The following is a 20,433-nucleotide window of genomic DNA, read 5'->3' on the forward strand; positions in this document are numbered from 1 at the left end:
AGCTAGCCGTCACACTTGGTGTGATAATGCTAGCTTTAATTGCCCTTATCGTGGCGATATACATGCTGGTAAAAAATAACAGTGAGGAGTACAACAAGATAGTTCTGTCCCAGAGACAGGCTTCCTATGACTCCCGAACCATTCCTTTCCGTCGTGGAGACATCATGGACAGGAACGGCACTGTGCTTGCCACCAGCCAGAAAGTATATAATCTTATACTGGATCCCAAGGTCATCCATTCCGGTGAGGGAGACAGATATGTGGAGCCTACTATTCAGGCTCTGGTATCCTACTTTAGTTATGATGAAAGTGAACTCCGGACACTCATCAAAGAGAAAGCCGACAAGTCTTATGTTAAGTATAAGAAAGAGCTTTCCTATGATGAAAAGTCGGGGTTTGAAGAGTATATCAAAAATCAGAACGCGGTATATGTGAAAAAGGGTGATAAGGCCCGTATCCGCGGCATATGGTTTGAGGATGAGTACAAGCGAATGTATCCCTACGGCTCACTCGCCTGCAATGTCATCGGTTTCTCCAGTGCTGACGGTTCAGTGGGAACCGGCGGTGTGGAACAGTTCTATAATGATACCCTCATGGGCGTTAATGGCCGTGAGTATGGTTATCTTGACAACGATACAAAGCTTAAGTCTGTTCTTAAGGAGCCGACAGATGGTGATACTGTGGTTACCACCATCAATACAAACATTCAGATGTCCCTTGAGAAATATCTCAATGAGTGGCAGCATGATGATGTAGGTTCCAAGGTGGCAGGCGCCATCGTTATGGACCCGAAGACCGGCGAGATCCTGGCTATGGGTTCCACCAACCAGTTTGATCTTAATAATCCGAGAGAACTGGATGAATCACAGTACACAAACTCTGAGCTTATGGAGCTTGGAAGAAAAGAAGCGGTGGGAGTTTACAAGAGACAGAATCCCGATGCCGAAAAGATTTCCGTGGATGAGGTCGGAAAGTACTTTTCGGAGGATGAAATACTTTCTTTCGGTAAACAGGTTGCCTGGAACCAGGTTTGGAGAAATGTTGTCATCTCCGACACATATGAGCCGGGTTCAACAGCCAAGTCCATTACCCTTGCGGCAGCCCTTGAAGAGAGAGCCATTACCCCTTCAACAACCTTTGACTGTGAAGGTTTCATCGCTCTCAGCGACGGCATCCACACATGGAGGATCCGCTGCCACAATCATGACGGTGACGGTGTTATCGACGCACAGACAGGTCTTATGAGATCCTGTAATGTCTACCTCATGAACACAGCATTTGCACTTGGAGCTGAAAATTTCGTTAAGTACCAGCATATTTTCGGTTTTGGAGAGAAGACAGGTATCGATCTTCCGGCTGAAGCTGATACTTCAACTCTTGTTTATCCGGCAGAGAGTCTCGGACGTACGACTCTTGCTACAAACTCTTTCGGTCAGAACTACAACGTTACCATGGTTCAGATGGCTGCGGCTTACTGCAGTATCGTGAACGGCGGTAATTATTATAAGCCTCATGTGGTTAAGCAGATCCTGAACGGAAACGGCACAGTGATCCAGGATGTGAAGCCTGAGCTGCTCAGAACCACCTGCTCAAAGTCCACCAGTGATTTCCTCAGGGAAGCTCTGTACCAGACTGTTGAAGGCGGAACCGGTACCAAGGCGAAGATCCAGGGCTACCATGTAGGCGGAAAGACCGGAACAGCCGAGAAGATCCCCCGTTCCGCAAAGAACTATCTTGTTTCCTTTATTGGCTTTGCGCCGGTTGAGGATCCACAGGTTGTAGTATATGTTATAGTAGATACTCCGAATCTTGTGGGAGAGGCACAGGCAACAGCATCCTTCGCGATTTATATTGAAAGAAAAATCATGAATGATGCTCTTCAGTTCCTGAATATTCCTCCGGTTAGTGATACTGATCCGGAAGATAACATTAACAAGAAGCTTTCCGGAGGTTCTGAAGGTATCAACGATGAAGCCATGGGTGAACAGGTAACCTCAGGTTCAGATAACGAGAATGGCGAGTCTGAGACAGTTGAAACTGACGATGAGGGTAATGCTGTCGTTCGTACTCAGACACCGCCCGTTACTGATGAGGTAATCTCAGGTGATGATGAAGGCTTTGAACTTCCGGATGCGGTTCCCAACAGCGGTGAAGGTTTGGAAGAACAGCCGGAAGAAGCTGAAGAAGAGGACTGAATCTGAGCCGGGTCCGATGAACCTGTTGCGTGGCGTCAACCTTTCGTGCAGAGTATTAAAACAGGCCGGAATTGCCGGCAGCTGTAGCGCAAATCGGTCGGACCTCGAATTTTTGACATTATATATTTTGTGGAGAGTAAAATGTATCTTGATCTGGTTATTTCAGTAATACTGGGCTTTGTGATAGTTGCGGCTGTCATGCCCTTTGCCATACCCGAACTTCACAAGCTGAAGTTCGGACAGCAGGTTCGTGACGACGGACCTGAGTCACATCTTAAAAAGCAGGGTACTCCAACCATGGGAGGCCTGGTTTTTGTGCTGGCCATCATTATCGTAAGTGTGTTTTTCGTAGGGCGATATCCAAAGATAATCCCTGTGCTGCTCCTTACAGTGGGCTTTGCCATCGTTGGATTTATAGATGATTATTTAAAGGTAGTTAAGCACCAGTCTGAAGGATTCAATCCGAAACAGAAATTTGCCTGTCAGTTTGTATTCACGCTGATCTTCGGCATTTATCTTTATATTTCTCCGGATTATGAAAATCTCATGAGGGTACCCTTTACGGATTTCTATCTTGACCTTGGGTGGTTTTATGTGCCGGCGCTTCTATTTATTGTGCTTGGAACCGATAACGGAGCCAATTTTACGGACGGCATCGACGGACTTGCAAGCTCTGTTACATCTGTGATAGCAATGTTTATTGCCTTTGTAAGTATGTTTAAGGGCGATGGTGAGCTTGTGCCCATCGCAGGTGCGGTTTGCGGCAGCCTTTTCGGCTTTTTGGTATACAACAGTCATCCGGCAAAGATATTCATGGGAGATACCGGTTCTCTCGCTTTAGGTGGTTTTGTGGCGGCGGCTGCATTTGAAATGGAAATCCCGCTTTTTATACCGTTTTTTGCACTGATTTATCTCGTGGAAGTACTGTCAGTCATTATTCAGGTGACTTATTTTAAGGCAACTCATGGCAAGCGTATCTTCCGAATGGCACCGATACATCACCATTTTGAGTTGGGCGGATGGTCTGAGACTAAGGTCGTGACAGTATTTACAATTATTACAATACTGCTTTGTCTTATTGCTGGACTTGGGATGTAAAGAGTGAGTGTATCAGGGTTTAATGCTGACTGCCTGCGGGCTGAAGGACGCCCTGAGGGATTCCTGTAAACAAAAAAATAAGATTAAGCGTATATTATTAGGCGGGGTGAGTGAAATGAAAAGTCGGAAGGTGCTCGTGCTGGGCACGGGAAAGAGCGGGATCTGTGCAACAAAGCAGATCCTTAGTCTGGGAGGAGAGGTTATCCTCTATGACTCAAATGCGGAGCTTGATAAGCTGCAGCTCCTGAAAAATTTTGATAAAAAGGCACAGGTTACGGTGATTGCGGGGGAGCTTAAACCTGCAGATCTCATACAGGTGGATCTTGCGGTTATAAGTCCGGGAATACCTCTGGACAAGCCCTTTGTAAAGATGCTTGATACAGCAAAGATTCCTATCTGGGGTGAGATAGAGCTGGCATATCAGTCAAGCAAAGGAAAGCTTTGCGCGGTAACCGGAACCAACGGAAAGACAACTACAGTATCTCTTATCGGAGAGATACTTCAGGAAGAGTACGAAGATACTCATATATGCGGAAACATTGGCAACCCTTATACGGCGGAGGCGCTGGAAACAAAGGATGATTCTGCCACCGTTCTTGAGGTGAGCTCCTTCCAGCTTGAGACCATAATGGATTTCCATCCACATGTTTCCTGCATTACCAACATTACCCCGGATCATCTTGACAGGCATAAGACTATGAAGAATTATGCAAGAGTCAAGGAGGATATAGCCCTCAATCAGACAGAGGAGGACTATATCGTTTTAAACTATGACGATCCTGAGCTTAAGAAGTTTGGAAAGAGAAAGTCTTTAAAGCCGAAGGTAATCTGGTTCAGTACTTCACATATTCTGAAACAGGGATTATATTATAAAGAACCGAATATCCATTATGTTAATGATGGAAAAGATGAGGTTCTTCTGGATGTCCATGAGACAAATCTTCTGGGAGCGCATAACTATGAGAATATCATGTGTGCCATTGCCGTATGCATGCATATGGATGTTCCCATGAAGAAGATTCTGAAGGCGGTTAAGAATTTCAAGCCGGTTGAGCATCGAATTGAATTTGTGAGAGAAAGAAACGGAGTAAGATATTATAATGACTCCAAGGGCACAAATCCTGATGCTGCAATCAAGGCACTGCTTGCCATGCCGGGACCTACGATCCTTATCGGAGGAGGCTATGACAAGGAGATACCGTTTGATGACTGGTGCAAACTTTTCGAAGGAAGAGTTAAGTATCTTATACTTATAGGTCAGACCAGAAACATTATCGCAGACTGCGCTAAAAAATACGGTTTTACCAATGTTGTATTTGCAGAGGATATGGAAGAGGCAGTGAAGGCCAGTGCGGCTTATGCCGAGGCCGGTGACTACGTGCTTCTGAGTCCTGCCTGCGCATCCTGGGGAATGTTCAAGAATTTCGAGGAGAGAGGACGCATCTTTAAGGAATGTGTAAATGCACTCTGAAATGAGTGATGACTCAGGAATAGAAATTGGAGTATAAGAGAAGGCGAGATGCAGATTCGAGAGACTGGTGTCACTGAATAGCATCTTTGAATAGAAAGATCAGACTCAATTAGTCAGAGGGGGAATAATATTTGGGAAAGAAAAAGAAAATTAAACACTTCTTTGACTTCAGTTTGATGTCTACCATCATATTTGTCACGGGTTTCGGACTGCTTCTGATGTACTCGGCATCGGGTTACAGTGCACAGAATTCCATGAATGATGCAATGTATTTCCTGAAGAGACAGGCGATATTTGCGGTGGGCGGCGTGGTATTTATGCTGCTGGTATCCTTTATAGACTATCACCTGTATGCCAAATTCAGTGCCATTATCTTCGCAGCTGCCTGCTTCCTTCAGGTTGCAACCCTGGGTATCGGAGTTGCTTCCCATGGATCCGCAAGATGGCTTAGCCTCGGCGGCATGAGATTTCAGCCTTCGGAGGTTACAAAGGTAGCGGTTATCATCATGCTGTCTACATTGATAACGAAGAAGATCTACCATATGGATGAATGGAAAACCATATTTCAGGTTGCTGCAGTGGGAGTCCTGCCCGGAGTTTTCATTGCCATATCAAACCTTTCAACGGCTATGATCATCCTGGGAATAACCTTTTTCATGATCTGGATATCAAGTAAAAAAGTGGTTCCTTTTGTTGCGGTAGGTGCAGCGGGAACCGCGGTTTATATATTTGCCTATCCGGTGGCGAGACTCCTGCAGAGATTAAACATACTTCAGGAGTACCAGCTTACGAGAATTTTTGCCTGGAAAGACCCTTCGAGCTATGCGGATGAAACCTTCCAGACATTGCAGGGGCTTTATGCCATAGGTTCCGGAGGAATCTTTGGAAAGGGTCTCGGTGAATCGGTTCAGAAGTTCCTTATGCCTGAGGCACAGAATGATATGATATTTACCATCATCTGTGAGGAGCTGGGACTTTTCGGAGCGGTGTCCATCATCCTGATCTATGCATTCATCATCTACAGACTTTACGATGATGCAAGAAATGCAAGAGACCTTTTAGGGTCAATGCTTACAATCGGAATCATGTGCCATGTTGCACTTCAGGTAATCCTCAATATCGCGGTTGCCACAAATACGATTCCGAATACCGGTGTTACACTTCCTTTCATAAGTTATGGAGGTACTTCACTTTTTATTCTGATGGCAGAGATGGGAATCGCACTTTCGGTATCAAGACAGATAAGGCTGGAAACGTAAGATGCCGGTTGGGTATGCATTACCCTGACAGACTGCATTGCAGTGAGGGTGTAATGTAGAGACTGATATGCGTGAGTCATAGCTTTAGCTTAAAACATTAATATCAAACTAAGAAATAAACGCGATGTTATTGAAATGACATCGCGTTTTTGTATAATTTAACGTATGAAAAAAGATAAGTTTAATAATGACGATTATTTTTACGAAGATGAATATGATGATGACGAATATGATGATGTCTACGAAGACGAAGACCGTTACGAACGGGAAAAGAAAGCAAGACGTATGCTTCTCGGAGGATTTGCCATCATCATTCTTCTTGTGGCTGTGATACTTGCCAGCGCCAGGATAAAGAACATTAAGGTTTTAGGGAATAACAGATACACCAGTGAGGAGATGGTGTCGAAGATCTTTTCCGATTACTGGGATACAAATGCATTTTACTGTTTCTGGAAAGACAAGACCAAGCCGCATAAGCAGATTCCTTTTGTACAGAGATATGATATCAACTGGGAAGGACCCCTTTCCGTAAGCATCACCGTGTACGAAAAAAATATAGTTGGTTATGTTGATTACATGTCAAGCCATATGTATTTTGATAAGGACGGTATAGTTGTGGAGTCCACAAGGGAGAATCTGGCGGGCATTCCCAGGATCACAGGACTTACCTTCGGATCCATAATTCTGTATAAAGAGCTGCCGGTTCAGAATATGCATGTCTTTAATGACATATTGAATCTTACGGGTTCTCTCAGTGATAATGAGATCAAATGTGACGAGATCGCATATGATGAGCTTCTGAATGCTACCTTAAAGATGGGTGACATCCAGGTATATCTCGGAAGCAACAAGGACATGGAAATGAAGATATATACCCTTAAGGATATACTTCCGAACCTTGAAGGCTTGAAGGGTACGCTTAATCTGTCAGATTACAATGAAAGTACCGATCATGAGAGCTACATTTTCAGATCGTCGACTTAAGAAATAATGTCATAAAAATGTAAGAAATAAGTGAAAAAACCTTAGGTTTAAAACGCTTATCTGCGTGCTAAAATCTGTTAAGCTATTGATAATAGTTAAATAAATATGTATATTTAATTAGGGTGTGTGACCGGACTAGATGAGATTTGGAAAAATAAGCGTATGTGGTCATGCAAATTCAAGCTACATTATGGGATGATATAGTGTTGAAGGAGGAAGATTATGCTTGAGATTAAACTTCCTGAGTCAGAGGCAGCTGCAAGAATTATCGTTGTTGGTGTTGGTGGCGCAGGTAATAACGCGGTGAATCGCATGGTGACTGATGGCATTGTCGGCGTTGAGTTCATCGGCGTTAATACAGATAAGCAGGCCTTACAGTTCAGTCAGGCACCAACTACTATGCAGATTGGTGAAAAGCTTACAAAGGGACTTGGTTGCGGAGGCAGACCTGAGGTTGGTGCCAAGGCAGCTGAGGAAAGTTCAGAGGATATTACTGCAGCTTTACAGGGCGCAGATATGGTATTTGTAACCTGCGGTATGGGAGGCGGAACCGGAACAGGTGCAGCTCCTATCATTGCAAAGATTGCAAAGGATATGGGTATCCTTACTGTTGGTGTAGTAACAAAGCCTTTCCGTTTTGAAGCTCGTCAGCGTATGCAGAATGCTATAAAGGGTATCGAGCAGCTTAAGGAATCTGTAGATACACTTATCGTTATTCCTAATGACAGACTTCTTGAGATCGTTGACAGAAGAACTACCATGCCGGATGCACTTAAGAAGGCAGACGAAGTTCTTCAGCAGGCTGTTCAGGGTATCACAGACCTTATCAATGTTCCCGGTCTTATCAATCTTGACTTCGCCGATGTATCTTCAGTTATGAAGGACAAGGGTATCGCTCATGTAGGTATCGGCGCAGCTAAGGGTGATGAGAAGGCAACAGAGGCTGTTAAGATGGCTATTTCATCTCCGCTCCTTGAGACAACTATCCAGGGCGCAACAGATGTTATCATTAATATTTCAGGTGATATCTCTCTCGTTGAAGCAAACGAGGCAGCTTCTTATGTAGAGGAGCTTGCAGGTGAGAATGCAAATATCATCTTCGGTGCTATGTATGATGAGAGCGCACAGGATGAGTGCAAGATCACAGTTATCGCTACAGGCATTCAGGATGAGCAAGCAACACAGTCTGTTTTTGATGCTCCTGAGAAGAAGACTGTTGCACCACAGGCAGCACCACGTCAGGCAGTTCCTGTTCGTGAGCCACAGCCGGTACAGACTCAGAGACAGCCTATTCCAAGCTTTCTCAACACACCGTCTCAGTCTGTAGGATATACAATGCAGAACCAGGCAGCACCTTCAGTTCAGACTCCTTCAGTTGCACCTCAGGTTCATGAGACACATATGCCGAGCATGGAGCCGGCTCCTTCAGTTCAGCCAAGCTACCGTCCTCAGCAGAACAAGGATCTGTCAATCAACATTCCTGAGTTCCTGAGAAACAAGAGATAAAGAGTATATATTTGGAAAATAAGAGACTATGTCTTTACGGCATAGTCTCTTTTATGTTAAGATGCAACGCGGAATAAAAAAGTTTGATGTATAAATATTGGAAATCAAAGGTGGAGAGGAATATATGATCCACCCGGGATACCTAAGGATACATTTATATATGGAGAAGACATGGCAAATTTAAAAGAAGAGATTGAGAAGAGACGTACGTTTGCGATCATTTCTCACCCGGATGCAGGTAAGACAACATTAACAGAGAAGTTCCTTCTTTACGGAGGTGCTATCAACCTTGCAGGTACCGTTAAGGGACGTAAGGCCACCAAGCATGCAGTTTCAGACTGGATGGAGATAGAGAAGCAGAGAGGTATTTCCGTTACTTCTTCAGTGCTTCAGTTTAATTACGGAGATAAATGTATAAATATCCTTGATACTCCGGGTCACCAGGATTTCTCGGAGGATACCTATCGTACACTTATGGCTGCCGACAGTGCCGTCATGGTTATCGATGGCGCAAAGGGTGTTGAGCCTCAGACAATCAAACTTTTCAAGGTCTGCGTAATGCGTCACATTCCTATCTTTACTTTTGTTAATAAGTTTGACCGTGAGGCCCGTGACCCATATGAGCTTCTTGACGAAATCGAGAGCGTTCTTGGCATCCACACCTGTCCTGTAAACTGGCCCATTGGCTGCGGACGCAACTTCAAAGGCGTCTTCGATCGTGAGACTGAAACCGTGGAGCTTTTTACTGCCAATGCCGGCGGCACCAAAGCTGTTGAGGAGCAGGACGTAAAACTTGATGATCCTAAGTTAAAGGATCTTGTGGGTTTTGAGTATTATGACAAGCTTCAGGAGGATCTGGAGCTTCTGGACGGAGCTTCTGACGATTATGATCAGGAAAGAGTCAATAAGGGAGAGCTTACTCCTGTATTCTTTGGCTCAGCTCTTACAAACTTCGGTGTCAGAACCTTCCTTGAGCACTTCCTGAAGATGACATTACCACCTCTTCCCAGAAGTAGTGACAAGGGCGTTATCGATACAGTTGACGAGCAGTTCTCAGCCTTCGTTTTTAAGATTCAGGCTAATATGGATCCAAAACACAGGGATCGTGTCGCTTTTATGCGTATATGCTCGGGCGAATTCGATGCAGGAATGGAAGTTAATCACGTGCAGACCGGCCGTAAGGTGAAGCTCAGCCAGCCTACCCAGATGATGGCGGATGAGCGTAAGATAGTTGAAAAGGCCTACGCCGGAGACATTATCGGAATTTTCGATCCGGGTATCTTCTCTATCGGAGATACACTGGAGCTTTCCAATAAGAAATTTGCTTACGAGGGAATCCCTACCTTCGCGCCGGAACACTTCGCAAGAGTCCGTCAGGTAGACACCATGAAGCGTAAGCAGTTCCTGAAGGGTATTTCCCAGATCGCCCAGGAAGGTGCCATCCAGATCTTCCAGGAGTACAACACCGGTATGGAAGAGATCATCGTCGGCGTTGTAGGTGTACTTCAGTTTGAAGTCCTCACCTTCCGTCTCAAGAACGAGTACAACGTTGACGTCAAGCTCGACATGCTGCCCTATGAGCATCTGCGCTGGGTTGAGAACTACACCGAGATCAACATTGACAAGATCCAGGGAACTTCGGACATGAAAATCGTAAAGGATCTGAAGGACCGCCCGCTGCTTCTGTTCGCGCATGAGTGGTCGGTAGGTATGGTGCTTGACAGAAATAAGGATCTCAGGCTTACTGAGTTTGGAAAGAATTAAGAGGTAAATATATGAACGAATCAGTAAATAAGTGGATAGAGGAACATTTAGACGATCTTATAGAGGATCTGAAGGATTTTGTCTCAATCAATTCTGTACAGGGCTCATACGAGCAGGGAAAGCCTTTTGGAGACGGTCCCTTTGATGCCCTGAACTTTGCGATTGATCTTTGCGACAAGTACGGATTTTCTGTAAAGAATTATAACAGCTATGTAGGAACTGCGGATTTTGATCCGGAGCTTCCCAGAAGCCTCGACATGCTTTGCCACTGTGATGTGGTGCCCGCAGGCGAGGGCTGGACGGTTACAGAGCCTTTTAAGCCTGTAGTAAAGGACGGAAGAATCTACGGCCGTGGAACATCTGATGACAAGGGTCCGCTTCTTTGCGCACTTTATGCTATGCGTGCCATCAAGGAGTGCGGCGTCCCTCTTAAGAAGGGCGTTCGTCTCATTATGGGTTCCGATGAAGAGACAGGTTCTAGTGATATTGAGAAGTACTATGCTGTAGAGCCTGAGGCAGAGATGACATTTTCTCCGGATGCGGAGTTCCCTCTTATAAATATAGAAAAAGGTCAGTTCAGAGCCGGAATCGTAAAAAGCTTTGAGGAGTCAAAGACTTTACCGCGACTTATTTCACTTGAGGCAGGTGTGGCCGTTAATGCTGTTCCCCAGAAGGCAGTCATCACACTTGAGGGTCTCGATATGAATCTGGCTGAGGCTCCCATGGACGAAATTGCAAAAGAATGTGGTGTTACCTGTGAGCAGACCGGTATGAATGAGATAACAGTTATCGGTGAGTCTGCCCATGCATCAACTCCCGAGCTTGGAAAGAATGCCGGCATCGCTGCACTTATGCTTGTTGCAAAGCTTCCTCTTACAGAGTGCGAGCAGATAAAGGCTATTAAGAATGTACTTAAGCTGTTCCCTTACGGAGTTACAGACGGTTCCGGCCTCGGCATCAAGATGAGTGATGCAGAGTCCCACGACCTTACATGCACCCTGGATATGTTCCATATCACAACTACCGGGCTTGATCTCATGTTCGACAGCCGTACACCGCTTATTGCAACCAAGGAGAACTGTGAGGATGTGGCAGGAAAAAGTATTGAGTCCCTCGGCCTTGAGTTTGAAAGCAAGGGTATAGTTCCTCCTCATGCGGTTCCTTCAGACTCTGAATTTGTTCAGAAGCTCCTTAAGTCCTACGAGACAGTAACCGGCCTCAAGGGCGAAGCCATGGCAATCGGCGGCGGCACCTATGTTCACGAGTTAAAGAACGGCGTAGCCTTCGGTGCAGTCCTTCCGGGCGTTGACACCCGCATGCACGGCGCCGACGAGTTCTTCGACCTCGATAACATCGTGATTGCCACTAAGGTTTACGCAGAGGCGATCATTGAGCTTTGCTCATAAAATTGCAAAAGGAGACCATGGGGGCAAATCTTGCGTCCATGGTCTCAATTAGTTTATCTTGAAATTGAGTCAACCATATAGATGTAATTGATTGACTGCAAATCCAATAATGGCTTGATATGAGTCAAATCCCAAGCATATTATTGATGACTTCAATTCAAGATATTTTCATGAGAGTCAAACGATGAGTTTGATCAGAATGATTCAAAATCTTCAAATCCGCAATATGAGTCATGTTTGCAAGCAATAATGGATGACTTCCATTATGATATTGTTCAAAATGGGTCAGCTTGAAGATTTGTAACAGTTCAGCCGATCCTGTTTTTAGAACCCGGGTCAAATATTTTTTGTATCAGTGCAATTTTTTCGGGGTCAAAAAAATTTCTGTATTTGTAGTATTTTTTTCTTGACTTTTATATATCGAGGCTGTATATTATACGAGTCGCGCGGAGGTGCTGAAATTGGCAGACAGGCAAGACTAAGGATCTTGTGTCCGGTAGGACGTGTGGGTTCAAGTCCCATCCTCCGCAGCAAAGAGCAACAGGTTAGACCTGGTGCTCTTTTTTTGTTCTCAGTCTTCCCGGTAATCTCTGCTATAGCTTCTCTTTATAACTCATTATCGTTTTAATTTAATTGATTAAATCCCAACCGTGTACTAAAATTTGATGCATATTGAATTCGATATATGGAGGAACTTAATGGCTAAGGGTGATGTAATCATCCAATTGGTCAACATGGGCAAGGCATTTCACACAAGTTCCGGGGATGTTGTTGCGCTTGATGACATTAATTTGGATATAAAGGAGGGTTCCGTTCAGGGAATCATCGGACTTTCCGGCGCAGGAAAGTCAACACTTGTAAGATGTATAAATTATCTTGAGATACCCACGAGCGGTAAGGTTATTTTTGAGGGCAAGTCCCTGGGCGATCTTTCCGAAAAGGAGGTTCGCGAAGCCAGAAGAAACATGGGCATGATCTTCCAGCAGTTTAACCTTCTGGATCAGCGTAATCTTCTGGATAATGTTACCTTCCCGCTGGAAATCGCGGGAACGGACAGAAAGAAGGCCAGGGAGAGAGCCATGGAACTGCTCAAACTCGTAGGTCTCGAAGACAGAGTAAAGAACTATCCGGCACAGCTTTCCGGAGGTCAGAAGCAGAGAGTGGCTATCGCAAGGGCTCTCGCTACAAATCCGAAGGTGCTACTTTGTGATGAGGCAACCTCGGCCCTGGACCCAAAGACCACAACTCAGATCCTTGAGCTTTTGAAGCAGATCAATCAGGAGATGGGAGTCACGGTCATAGTCATTACCCACCAGATGTCGGTTATCGAAGCCATCTGCGATTCCGTGGCCATCATTGACCACAGCCACATCGCCGAGAGCGGACCTGTGGCGGAGGTATTCAGCAACCCGAAGACAGAAATCGGCCGCAGGCTTATCCTTGGGGATGGTAATGCTGACTCCGTGAAGCCGGTGGATTTCGGTGTAGACAGTAACAGGAAGATACGTATCGTATTTGACGGCCACTCTGCTCATCAGCCTATCATTTCGGATCTGGTGCTCACCTGCAAGGTGCCGGTCAACATCCTTTTTGCAAATACTAAGGAAGTTGAAGGTCAGGCAGTGGGCCAGATGGTGGTGGAGCTTCCCGGAGAGGAAGAGGATGCAGAGAAGATCCTGCATTATCTTAAGGACAACAGTATAAAGTTTGAGGAGGTGAACTGATGGACGCAGCATCAATTTCCATGTATTTTGAGGAGACCTGGGCGACCATTTACATGACACTCATCTCCAGTGCTATTTCATATCTTATAGGTATCCCCCTGGGAGTTATCCTGGTTGTAACGGATAAGGACGGTATCGCACCATGCAATCCGGTGCACACGGCACTTGGTGTGGTTATCAATATTTTCCGTTCCATTCCGTTCCTGATCCTTCTGGTAATGGTTTTGCCCCTCACCAAATTCCTGGTGGGGACAACATTGGGACCTAAGGCTATCATTCCGCCCCTTATCATTGCTTCCGCCCCCTATATAGGAAGAATGGTGGAGTCCTCACTTAAAGAGGTAAGCGCCGGCGTTATAGAAGCCGCAAAGTCAATGGGTGCCAGCAACTGGCAGATTATTTACAAGGTGCTGATCCCTGAGGCAAAGCCAAGCCTTCTTGTGGGAGCCGCAATCTGTATCACAACCATCCTCAGCTATTCGGCTATGGCAGGTTTTGTAGGAGGCGGAGGCCTGGGAGCCATCGCCCTGAACTACGGATATTACCGCTACAAGACAGATATCATGATGATCGCGGTTGTGATCCTTGTGGTGCTTGTACAGATCATTCAGGAATTCTGGATGAGAGTTTCCAGGGCTACGGATAAGAGAGCAAGGAACTGACAAGTTTAATGTTTTCGTATTTTCTCTGGTGCTTCCCGAAGGAGTGTCAGTCTAAATAAAACCGACAGGTCAAACCTGTCGTGGGGATCACCGTTTCCCCAAAAAACGGTATACGTAAGTCCTTCGTCTGACAAGACGAAAAATCAAAGGACCAACGAGGGAGGAACATTATGAAAAAGAATTTAACAGTAGTTCTTGTAGCAGTACTTGCGGCAGCATCACTTGCAGCCTGCGGTTCATCAGAGACCAAGGCAACAACAGCTGCAGCAACAGAAGCAGCTGCAACATCCGCAGCAACATCCGCAGCAACAGAGGCTGCCAAGGAGACAGAGGCAGCAGGCGAGACAGAAGCCGCTAAGGAAACAGAGGCAGCTGCTGAGGCAGGCAGTGCCGTAGAGCCGCTTGCAGAGGCAGTAGACATTAAGATCGGTGCAACACCAAGCCCTCATGCAGAGATTCTCGAGCAGGCAAAGGATGAACTTGCAGCAGCAGGCATTAACCTTGACATCGTTGTTTACAATGATTACGTTCAGCCAAACCTTGCTACAGATCAGGGCGAGATCCAGGCTAACTACTTCCAGCACCAGCCATATCTTGATGATTTCAATGCTGAGAACGGAACCCACCTTACATCAGTGGGCGCTATCCACTATGAGCCGTTCGGAATCTACGCAGGAAAGGCAAATGATCTTTCAAACATCGCTGACAAGGCTCAGATCGCTGTTCCTAACGATACAACCAATGAGGCTCGTGCTCTTCAGCTTCTTCAGGCTAACGGCATCATCACTCTCAAGGAGGGTGTAGGTCTCACAGCTACAAAGCAGGATATCGTTGAGAATCCTCACAATGTTGAGATCCTTGAGGTTGAGGCTGCTCAGATCCCGAGATCTATCGAGTCAGTTGATTTTGCCTGCATGAACGGTAACTATGCCATCGATGCCGGCTTCAAGCCTTCAGATGCTCTTGCTCAGGAGGATGCTTCTTCAGAGGCAGCCCAGACTTATGCCAATGTTGTTGTAGTGTCAGATGCTGACGCTGATTCAGAGTGGGCTAAGAAGCTTGTTGAGGTGCTTCAGTCTGAGAAGGTTTCTGAGTACATCACAAATACTTATGAGGGCGGCGTTATCCCGATGAAGTAATATATATGCTCAACACATGAGCTGCCATCACTATATATAGTGATGATTCCCACCTACATATGGATTTTTGATCCCTGCAGACATATGCTCTGCAGGGATTTTTCTTTGCTCCCGAAAACAATAATATGACAAAATTTAAGTGATTATTTAAGATTTTAAAAATCAAGTTGGAATTTTCAACAAAACATCGGCGAAACCGGCGAAAGCCCGGAAGACCGCGATATTACTTGATTTATACCCCTGTAATCTAAGAGAAATCGTGTGTGGATTTTTAGGTGGAAATTGCTAAAATTCTCCGTTTTTTACAAAAAATTGACTTTTGGATATTTGGTATTTAAATCCGGTGGAAATAGTAGTATAGTATTTCTGCACACAAGATATAGTGCTTTTAGAGACGAGAAAAACAATATTTGGTAAAAACACTATAGAAGAAATATATTTTTGAAAATGCACTTAGGTTGATGAAATTACGAAATCATCAGAAGATGCCGAGGCCGAAACATTGGTCCGGGCACAAAATATAATAAAGATTTTCGAGGTTCGGGTTAAAGGGAACCGGTCTGAAATTCTTTCTGCGGTGTGGATGTAAATAAAAGGGGGAGCAGATATGGAAGTTTTAACAGAAGTCGTAAAACAGAATGTTATCAAACGTAACGGCAAGGAAGTCCAGTTTGATATTTCAAAGATCGCTAACGCTATCCGTAAGGCAAACAATGAGGTAGAGCCTATTTATCAGATGAATGAGTACCAGATCATGGGCATTTCCGAGAATGTTGCCGCAAAGTGCGCAAAGCTCAATCGTGCGGTATCGGTTGAAGAGATCCAGGATATGGTTGAGACCGGCATCATGGAGATGCGTGGTTATGAGGTTGCTCAAAAGTATGTGCGTTATCGTTACAAGAGAGAGATCGCACGTAAGTCAAACACAACCGATGATGAGATCCTTTCACTTATCGATCAGTCAAACGAGGAGCTGAAGCAGGAGAATTCCAACAAGAATCCTGTTATCAATTCTACACAGCGTGATTACATGGCAGGTGAAGTTTCCAAGGATCTTACAAAGAGACTTCTTCTTCCTGAGGATGTGGTAAGAGCTCATGACGAAGGCATTATCCACTTCCATGATTCTGACTACTTCGCTCAGAAGGAGCATAACTGTGACCTCGTAAACCTCGAGGACATGCTGATGAACGGCACGGTTATCTCCCAGACAATGATCGAGAAGCCACACAGCTTCTACACAGCCTGCAACATCACAACGCAGATTATTGCGCAGGTTGCTTCCAACCAGTACGGCGGACAGTCATTTACATTGTCACACCTTGCTCCATTCGTAGACATTTCCCGTCAGAAGATCAGAAGCCAGGTTGAGGAGGAGAATGCTGAGGCCGGCGTTCAGATGACAGCCGAGCAGATCGGAAAGATCGTAGAAAAGCGTCTTCACGAGGAGATCACAAGAGGCGTTCAGACCATCCAGTATCAGCTTATCACTCTCATGACCTGCAACGGTCAGGCTCCTTTCGTAACCATGTTCATGTACCTGGATGAGGTTCCTGAGGGACAGACCAGAGACGACCTTGCGATGGTTATCGAGGAAGTTCTGAAGCAGAGAATGAAGGGCGTTAAGAACGAGAAGGGTGTCTGGATAACACCGGCATTCCCGAAGATCATCTACACTCTCGATGAGGATAATGTTTACCCTCAGTCAAGATACTATTACCTTACAGAGCTTGCTGCCAAGTGCACAGCCAAGAGAATGGTTCCGGATTACATCTCCGCTAAGAAGATGAAGGAGTACAAGGGCGATGTTTATCCTTGCATGGGATGCAGATCCTTCCTTACACCGGACAACGAGTCACTTGCAGAGGGGCTTTGCGATGCAGGCAACAAGTCAAACAGCAAGACCTATACAGAAGGCAAGCATAAGTATTACGGACGTTTCAACCAGGGCGTTGTAACCATCAATCTTGTAGACGTTGCATGTTCAGCTCACGGAGATATGGACGAGTTCTGGAAGATCTTCGATGAGAGACTTGAGCTCTGCCATAAGGCATTGAGACTTCGCCATGAGAGACTTAAGGGCACAACTTCGGATGTTGCACCTATCCTCTGGCAGTATGGTGCACTCGCAAGACTTAAGAAGGGCGAGAAGATCGACAGACTTCTCTATGGCAACTATTCAACCATCTCCCTTGGATATTCAGGTCTTTACGAGATGTGCGTACGCATGACAGGAAAGTCACACACAGATCCTGAGGCAAAGCCATTTGCACTTCAGGTAATGCAGCACATGAATGACAAGTGTGCAGAGTGGAGAAAGGCAGAGAACATCAGCTACTCACTTTACGGTACACCGATGGAGTCCACAACTTACAAGTTTGCAAAGGCTCTTCAGAAGAGATTTGGAATCATCGAGGGCGTTACAGATCACAACTATGTAACAAACTCTTATCACGTAAATGTTCGTGAGGAGATCGATGCATTTACCAAGCTTAAGTTTGAGGCTGATTTCCAGAAGCTTTCACCGGGAGGAGCTATCTCTTATGTAGAGGTTCCTAACATGCAGAACAACATTCCTGCAGTACTCAGTCTTATCAAGTTCATCTATGACAACATCATGTATGCTGAGCTTAACACCAAGTCAGATTACTGCGAGTGCTGCGGTTACGACGGCGAGATTAAGATCATAGAGGACGATATGGGCAAGCTTGTCTGGGAGTGCCCTAACTGCGGAAATCGTGATCAGAGCAAGATGTCCGTTGCCAGAAGAACCTGCGGATACATCGGAACCCAGTACTGGAACCAGGGCCGTACCCAGGAGATCAAGGACAGAGTGCTTCATCTGTGATTTACATTCATTGTAGACATACACCCCAATTTGAAAAGCTCCGACCTCGCAGAAAAGGTCGGAGCTTTTCAGTTCCCGAGATCCACTGAGCTTTTCGTGCGTTTTTTGTAATATAAGGTATAGAGTTAGTCTGTAATACCCGGTGTTTGACTCTCTGGAAGATATCCAGGATTGAGGTCAACTATATGAAGCTTCGACAATGACTCATATCGGGAAATCATAGAATTGAAGTCATAAGAACAAGCTTCGACAATGACCCACATCGGGAAATTATGAAATTGAAGTCATATGAACAAGGTAAAGTGAATGACTCATACAGGAAATCGAGATTTTTAAGTCATAAAATCACTTCTCTATAGCTGACTCATATTACGGGTTAATTTAATTGCAGTCATAGAAACACTCCACGTACAATGACCCGCCTTGGAAAAATACGGGATCTGAGTCATATAGGCGCTCTAAAATCATTGGTTCACTAGGGATGTTTAATGTTTTGAGTCATATGGGGATCGTTTGCGAGAACTGTTTTCTGGTGGATTTCTGAGAAATAAGGTTTATAAGTGAAAAACCCCTATCTTACTCGATTTGATATTGCACAAAATGCGTGTAAACATTTATAATGAGTAGGTTATAGAAAAATATAGAAGGAAAGATCAAGGAATCGAGTTATGAAAATAGGATTTTCAGAATTAATCATCATTTTCGTCGTGGCGCTCATCGTCATCGGTCCTGACAAGCTTCCTGAATATGCAAAAAAGCTGGGGGAATCCCTGAAGGCATTCAGGAATGTCTCAAACGATCTGACAAAGGACATCAGGGAATCGGTGATAGAACCTTTGGAAGAGGCACAGAAGCCCATAAAGGAAGCTATGCAGCCGGTTACCGAAGTGGCAGATGAGATCAAGAAGAACATCGATGATGTGAAGAAAACGGTGAATGACATCGGAAAGCCTTCATCTGTAAAACCGGAGCCTAAGGCAGAGGAAAAGACGAAAGAGAATGGGGCTGAAACAGCCACAGCAGAGGTAGAAAAGGCTGAAGAGAATAAGACAGAGTTGATTTCAGATGAACCTGGTACCGTTGCAGAAGAAGTGACATCAGAAGAAAAGCTTGAAAAGAAAGATTCTGAGTCAGCTGCAGCTGATTCCGGAATGGCTGAAGAAAAAACGAAGAGCGATAATCAGTCAAACGAGGCGAAGTCAGAAGAGCATTCAGAAACCAAAGACACAGATGCTGAAGAGGCAAAGGCTGAGAAGCCTGCCGAAGAAACCGGCAAATTTGATACAGTCGGTCATTACAGAGTATAATGTTTAAAACAAAAAAGCTGATTAAATCTGCATCTGCATGTCAGAAATAAACGGCAAAAATATGTATTTATAGAGGAGAAAATCATGAAAATCGGAACACAGGAATTATTAATCGTACTTGCAATTGTTGTAATCGTATTCGGACCTACACAGCTTCCTAAGCTTACAAAGATGTTTGGAAAGTCTGTAAAGAGCTTCAGAGACGGCATAGCTGATTCAGAGGAAGAGAGTAAGGACAAGGAAGATAAAGTAAGCGAGACAAAGGCAGCAACTGATGAAAAGAAAGACTGAGAAGAAGCCGGCTGATGGCGAGATGACACTGAGCGGTCATCTCACAGAGCTTAGAAACCGCATCGTTGTAATCGTGGTGGTGCTGGTGATAGCGGCGTTTGTAGGACTGGGGCAGGCCGAGAAGATCGTGTCTGTGCTTCTTGATATAGGAAGAGCCAAGGGCTACCAGTTTGTATATCTGGCACCACAGGAAATGCTTATCCAGTTTTTTTCAATCTCCCTCATTTTTGCAGCTCTTATTGGGCTGCCTCTTATATTCTATGAGGCATACGCATTTATGAGTCCGGGACTCAGGAAATCCGAAAAACTGTTTTTTCTGCTGGCTATCATCTTTGGCATCATTTTTGGATTTTTGGGGATATTGTTTGCTTACAAAGTGCTGATACCCTTTATGCTCTATTTTTTGCTTGATGTAAGTAGGGGTGTTAATGTCTCAGCTTCAATAAGTGTCGGAAATTATATTTCCTTCCTCATGACCATATTCATCATTTTTGCGGTGATATTTGAGTTTCCGGTTGTCACAGTGCTGCTTACTCAGCTCGGAATACTGAAAGTAGAGTGGATGAAGAAGGCCAGAAAGATAATGATCGTTGTGATTTTTATCATGGCGGCCATAGTTACTCCTCCGGATATAGTATCCCAGGTAATGGTGGCTCTTCCAATGCTCCTTCTGTATGAACTCAGTGTCATCCTTTGCACAGTATTAGGAGCCTTCAGGAAAAAATCTGTTGAAGTTTCCGAGGAAGATGACGAAAACGAATAAGCCACCGTTTTAAAGC

Annotated in this window: 15 protein-coding genes and 1 tRNA gene; all 16 read left to right on the forward strand. The window is 45.0% G+C overall.

Annotation, left to right across the window (positions count from 1 at the left end; genetic code table 11):
• The first annotated feature begins 26 nt into the window (after positions 1-26).
• Entirely contained in the window at positions 27-2,195 is a 2,169-nt protein-coding gene (locus tag BLV86_RS08580; RefSeq protein ID WP_242873272.1) for a peptidoglycan D,D-transpeptidase FtsI family protein, read from the forward strand.
• A 141-nt stretch (positions 2,196-2,336) separates the two neighbouring features.
• Positions 2,337-3,293 (forward strand): phospho-N-acetylmuramoyl-pentapeptide-transferase, encoded by a 957-nt coding sequence (mraY, locus tag BLV86_RS08585; RefSeq protein WP_090816298.1) that lies wholly within the window; start codon positions 2,337-2,339, stop codon positions 3,291-3,293.
• A gap of 22 nt (positions 3,294-3,315) precedes the next feature.
• The gene (murD, locus tag BLV86_RS08590; protein ID WP_139297900.1) at positions 3,316-4,764 is read left to right on the forward strand and encodes a UDP-N-acetylmuramoyl-L-alanine--D-glutamate ligase; all 1,449 of its coding nucleotides are present in this window, start codon (positions 3,316-3,318) and stop codon (positions 4,762-4,764) included.
• Between the two features lie 131 nt (positions 4,765-4,895).
• Complete coding sequence (locus BLV86_RS08595) at positions 4,896-6,023, forward strand: FtsW/RodA/SpoVE family cell cycle protein (protein ID WP_090816299.1); 1,128 nt, start codon at positions 4,896-4,898, stop codon at positions 6,021-6,023.
• Positions 6,024-6,188: 165 nt separating this feature from the next.
• Entirely contained in the window at positions 6,189-7,007 is an 819-nt protein-coding gene (locus BLV86_RS08600; protein ID WP_242840060.1) for a cell division protein FtsQ/DivIB, read from the forward strand.
• A gap of 222 nt (positions 7,008-7,229) precedes the next feature.
• A complete protein-coding gene (ftsZ, locus tag BLV86_RS08605) occupies positions 7,230-8,513 on the forward strand; it encodes a cell division protein FtsZ (protein ID WP_031549140.1) in 1,284 nt (427 codons plus the stop codon).
• A gap of 171 nt (positions 8,514-8,684) precedes the next feature.
• Complete coding sequence (locus tag BLV86_RS08610; protein WP_031549141.1) at positions 8,685-10,277, forward strand: peptide chain release factor 3; 1,593 nt, start codon at positions 8,685-8,687, stop codon at positions 10,275-10,277.
• Between the two features lie 11 nt (positions 10,278-10,288).
• Complete coding sequence (locus BLV86_RS08615) at positions 10,289-11,683, forward strand: Sapep family Mn(2+)-dependent dipeptidase (RefSeq protein ID WP_090816300.1); 1,395 nt, start codon at positions 10,289-10,291, stop codon at positions 11,681-11,683.
• A 446-nt stretch (positions 11,684-12,129) separates the two neighbouring features.
• Positions 12,130-12,213: transfer RNA gene (locus tag BLV86_RS08620), tRNA-Leu, on the forward strand.
• Between the two features lie 168 nt (positions 12,214-12,381).
• A complete protein-coding gene (locus tag BLV86_RS08625) occupies positions 12,382-13,407 on the forward strand; it encodes a methionine ABC transporter ATP-binding protein (RefSeq protein ID WP_031549145.1) in 1,026 nt (341 codons plus the stop codon).
• Positions 13,407-14,069, forward strand: a complete 663-nt coding sequence (locus BLV86_RS08630; RefSeq protein ID WP_031549148.1) for a methionine ABC transporter permease — start codon at positions 13,407-13,409, stop codon at positions 14,067-14,069. The genes BLV86_RS08625 and BLV86_RS08630 overlap by 1 nt, the downstream gene beginning before the upstream one ends.
• A gap of 170 nt (positions 14,070-14,239) precedes the next feature.
• On the forward strand, positions 14,240-15,208 hold the full coding sequence (locus tag BLV86_RS08635; protein WP_031549150.1) for a MetQ/NlpA family ABC transporter substrate-binding protein: 969 nt from the start codon (positions 14,240-14,242) through the stop codon (positions 15,206-15,208).
• Between the two features lie 607 nt (positions 15,209-15,815).
• Complete coding sequence (gene nrdD, locus BLV86_RS08640; protein WP_031549152.1) at positions 15,816-18,056, forward strand: anaerobic ribonucleoside-triphosphate reductase; 2,241 nt, start codon at positions 15,816-15,818, stop codon at positions 18,054-18,056.
• 668 nt (positions 18,057-18,724) lie between these two features.
• Positions 18,725-19,363 (forward strand): Sec-independent protein translocase subunit TatA/TatB, encoded by a 639-nt coding sequence (locus BLV86_RS18765; protein ID WP_090816301.1) that lies wholly within the window; start codon positions 18,725-18,727, stop codon positions 19,361-19,363.
• Between the two features lie 84 nt (positions 19,364-19,447).
• Entirely contained in the window at positions 19,448-19,654 is a 207-nt protein-coding gene (locus BLV86_RS08650; protein ID WP_031549155.1) for a Sec-independent protein translocase subunit TatA/TatB, read from the forward strand.
• Positions 19,638-20,417, forward strand: coding sequence for a twin-arginine translocase subunit TatC (gene tatC, locus BLV86_RS08655; RefSeq protein ID WP_090816302.1), 780 nt, complete (start codon positions 19,638-19,640; stop codon positions 20,415-20,417). The genes BLV86_RS08650 and tatC overlap by 17 nt, the downstream gene beginning before the upstream one ends.
• Positions 20,418-20,433: the final 16 nt, after the last annotated feature.

The sequence above is a fragment of the Oribacterium sp. KHPX15 genome, from assembly GCF_900107835.1.
Taxonomy (GTDB): domain Bacteria; phylum Bacillota; class Clostridia; order Lachnospirales; family Lachnospiraceae; genus Oribacterium.

What these genes read in the sequence shown, in the direction of transcription:
- BLV86_RS08630 (WP_031549148.1), top strand. Translation starts at nt 13,407, where the DNA reads ATGGACGCAGCATCAATTTCCATGTATTTTGAGGAGACCTGGGCGACC.
- BLV86_RS08615 (WP_090816300.1), top strand. Translation starts at nt 10,289, where the DNA reads ATGAACGAATCAGTAAATAAGTGGATAGAGGAACATTTAGACGATCTT.
- BLV86_RS08610 (WP_031549141.1), top strand. Translation starts at nt 8,685, where the DNA reads ATGGCAAATTTAAAAGAAGAGATTGAGAAGAGACGTACGTTTGCGATC.
- mraY (WP_090816298.1), top strand. Translation starts at nt 2,337, where the DNA reads ATGTATCTTGATCTGGTTATTTCAGTAATACTGGGCTTTGTGATAGTT.
- BLV86_RS08650 (WP_031549155.1), top strand. Translation starts at nt 19,448, where the DNA reads ATGAAAATCGGAACACAGGAATTATTAATCGTACTTGCAATTGTTGTA.
- nrdD (WP_031549152.1), top strand. Translation starts at nt 15,816, where the DNA reads ATGGAAGTTTTAACAGAAGTCGTAAAACAGAATGTTATCAAACGTAAC.
- murD (WP_139297900.1), top strand. Translation starts at nt 3,316, where the DNA reads ATGCTGACTGCCTGCGGGCTGAAGGACGCCCTGAGGGATTCCTGTAAA.
- BLV86_RS08635 (WP_031549150.1), top strand. Translation starts at nt 14,240, where the DNA reads ATGAAAAAGAATTTAACAGTAGTTCTTGTAGCAGTACTTGCGGCAGCA.
- BLV86_RS08625 (WP_031549145.1), top strand. Translation starts at nt 12,382, where the DNA reads ATGGCTAAGGGTGATGTAATCATCCAATTGGTCAACATGGGCAAGGCA.
- ftsZ (WP_031549140.1), top strand. Translation starts at nt 7,230, where the DNA reads ATGCTTGAGATTAAACTTCCTGAGTCAGAGGCAGCTGCAAGAATTATC.
- BLV86_RS08580 (WP_242873272.1), top strand. Translation starts at nt 27, where the DNA reads ATGCTAGCTTTAATTGCCCTTATCGTGGCGATATACATGCTGGTAAAA.
- BLV86_RS08600 (WP_242840060.1), top strand. Translation starts at nt 6,189, where the DNA reads ATGAAAAAAGATAAGTTTAATAATGACGATTATTTTTACGAAGATGAA.
- BLV86_RS18765 (WP_090816301.1), top strand. Translation starts at nt 18,725, where the DNA reads ATGAAAATAGGATTTTCAGAATTAATCATCATTTTCGTCGTGGCGCTC.
- tatC (WP_090816302.1), top strand. Translation starts at nt 19,638, where the DNA reads ATGAAAAGAAAGACTGAGAAGAAGCCGGCTGATGGCGAGATGACACTG.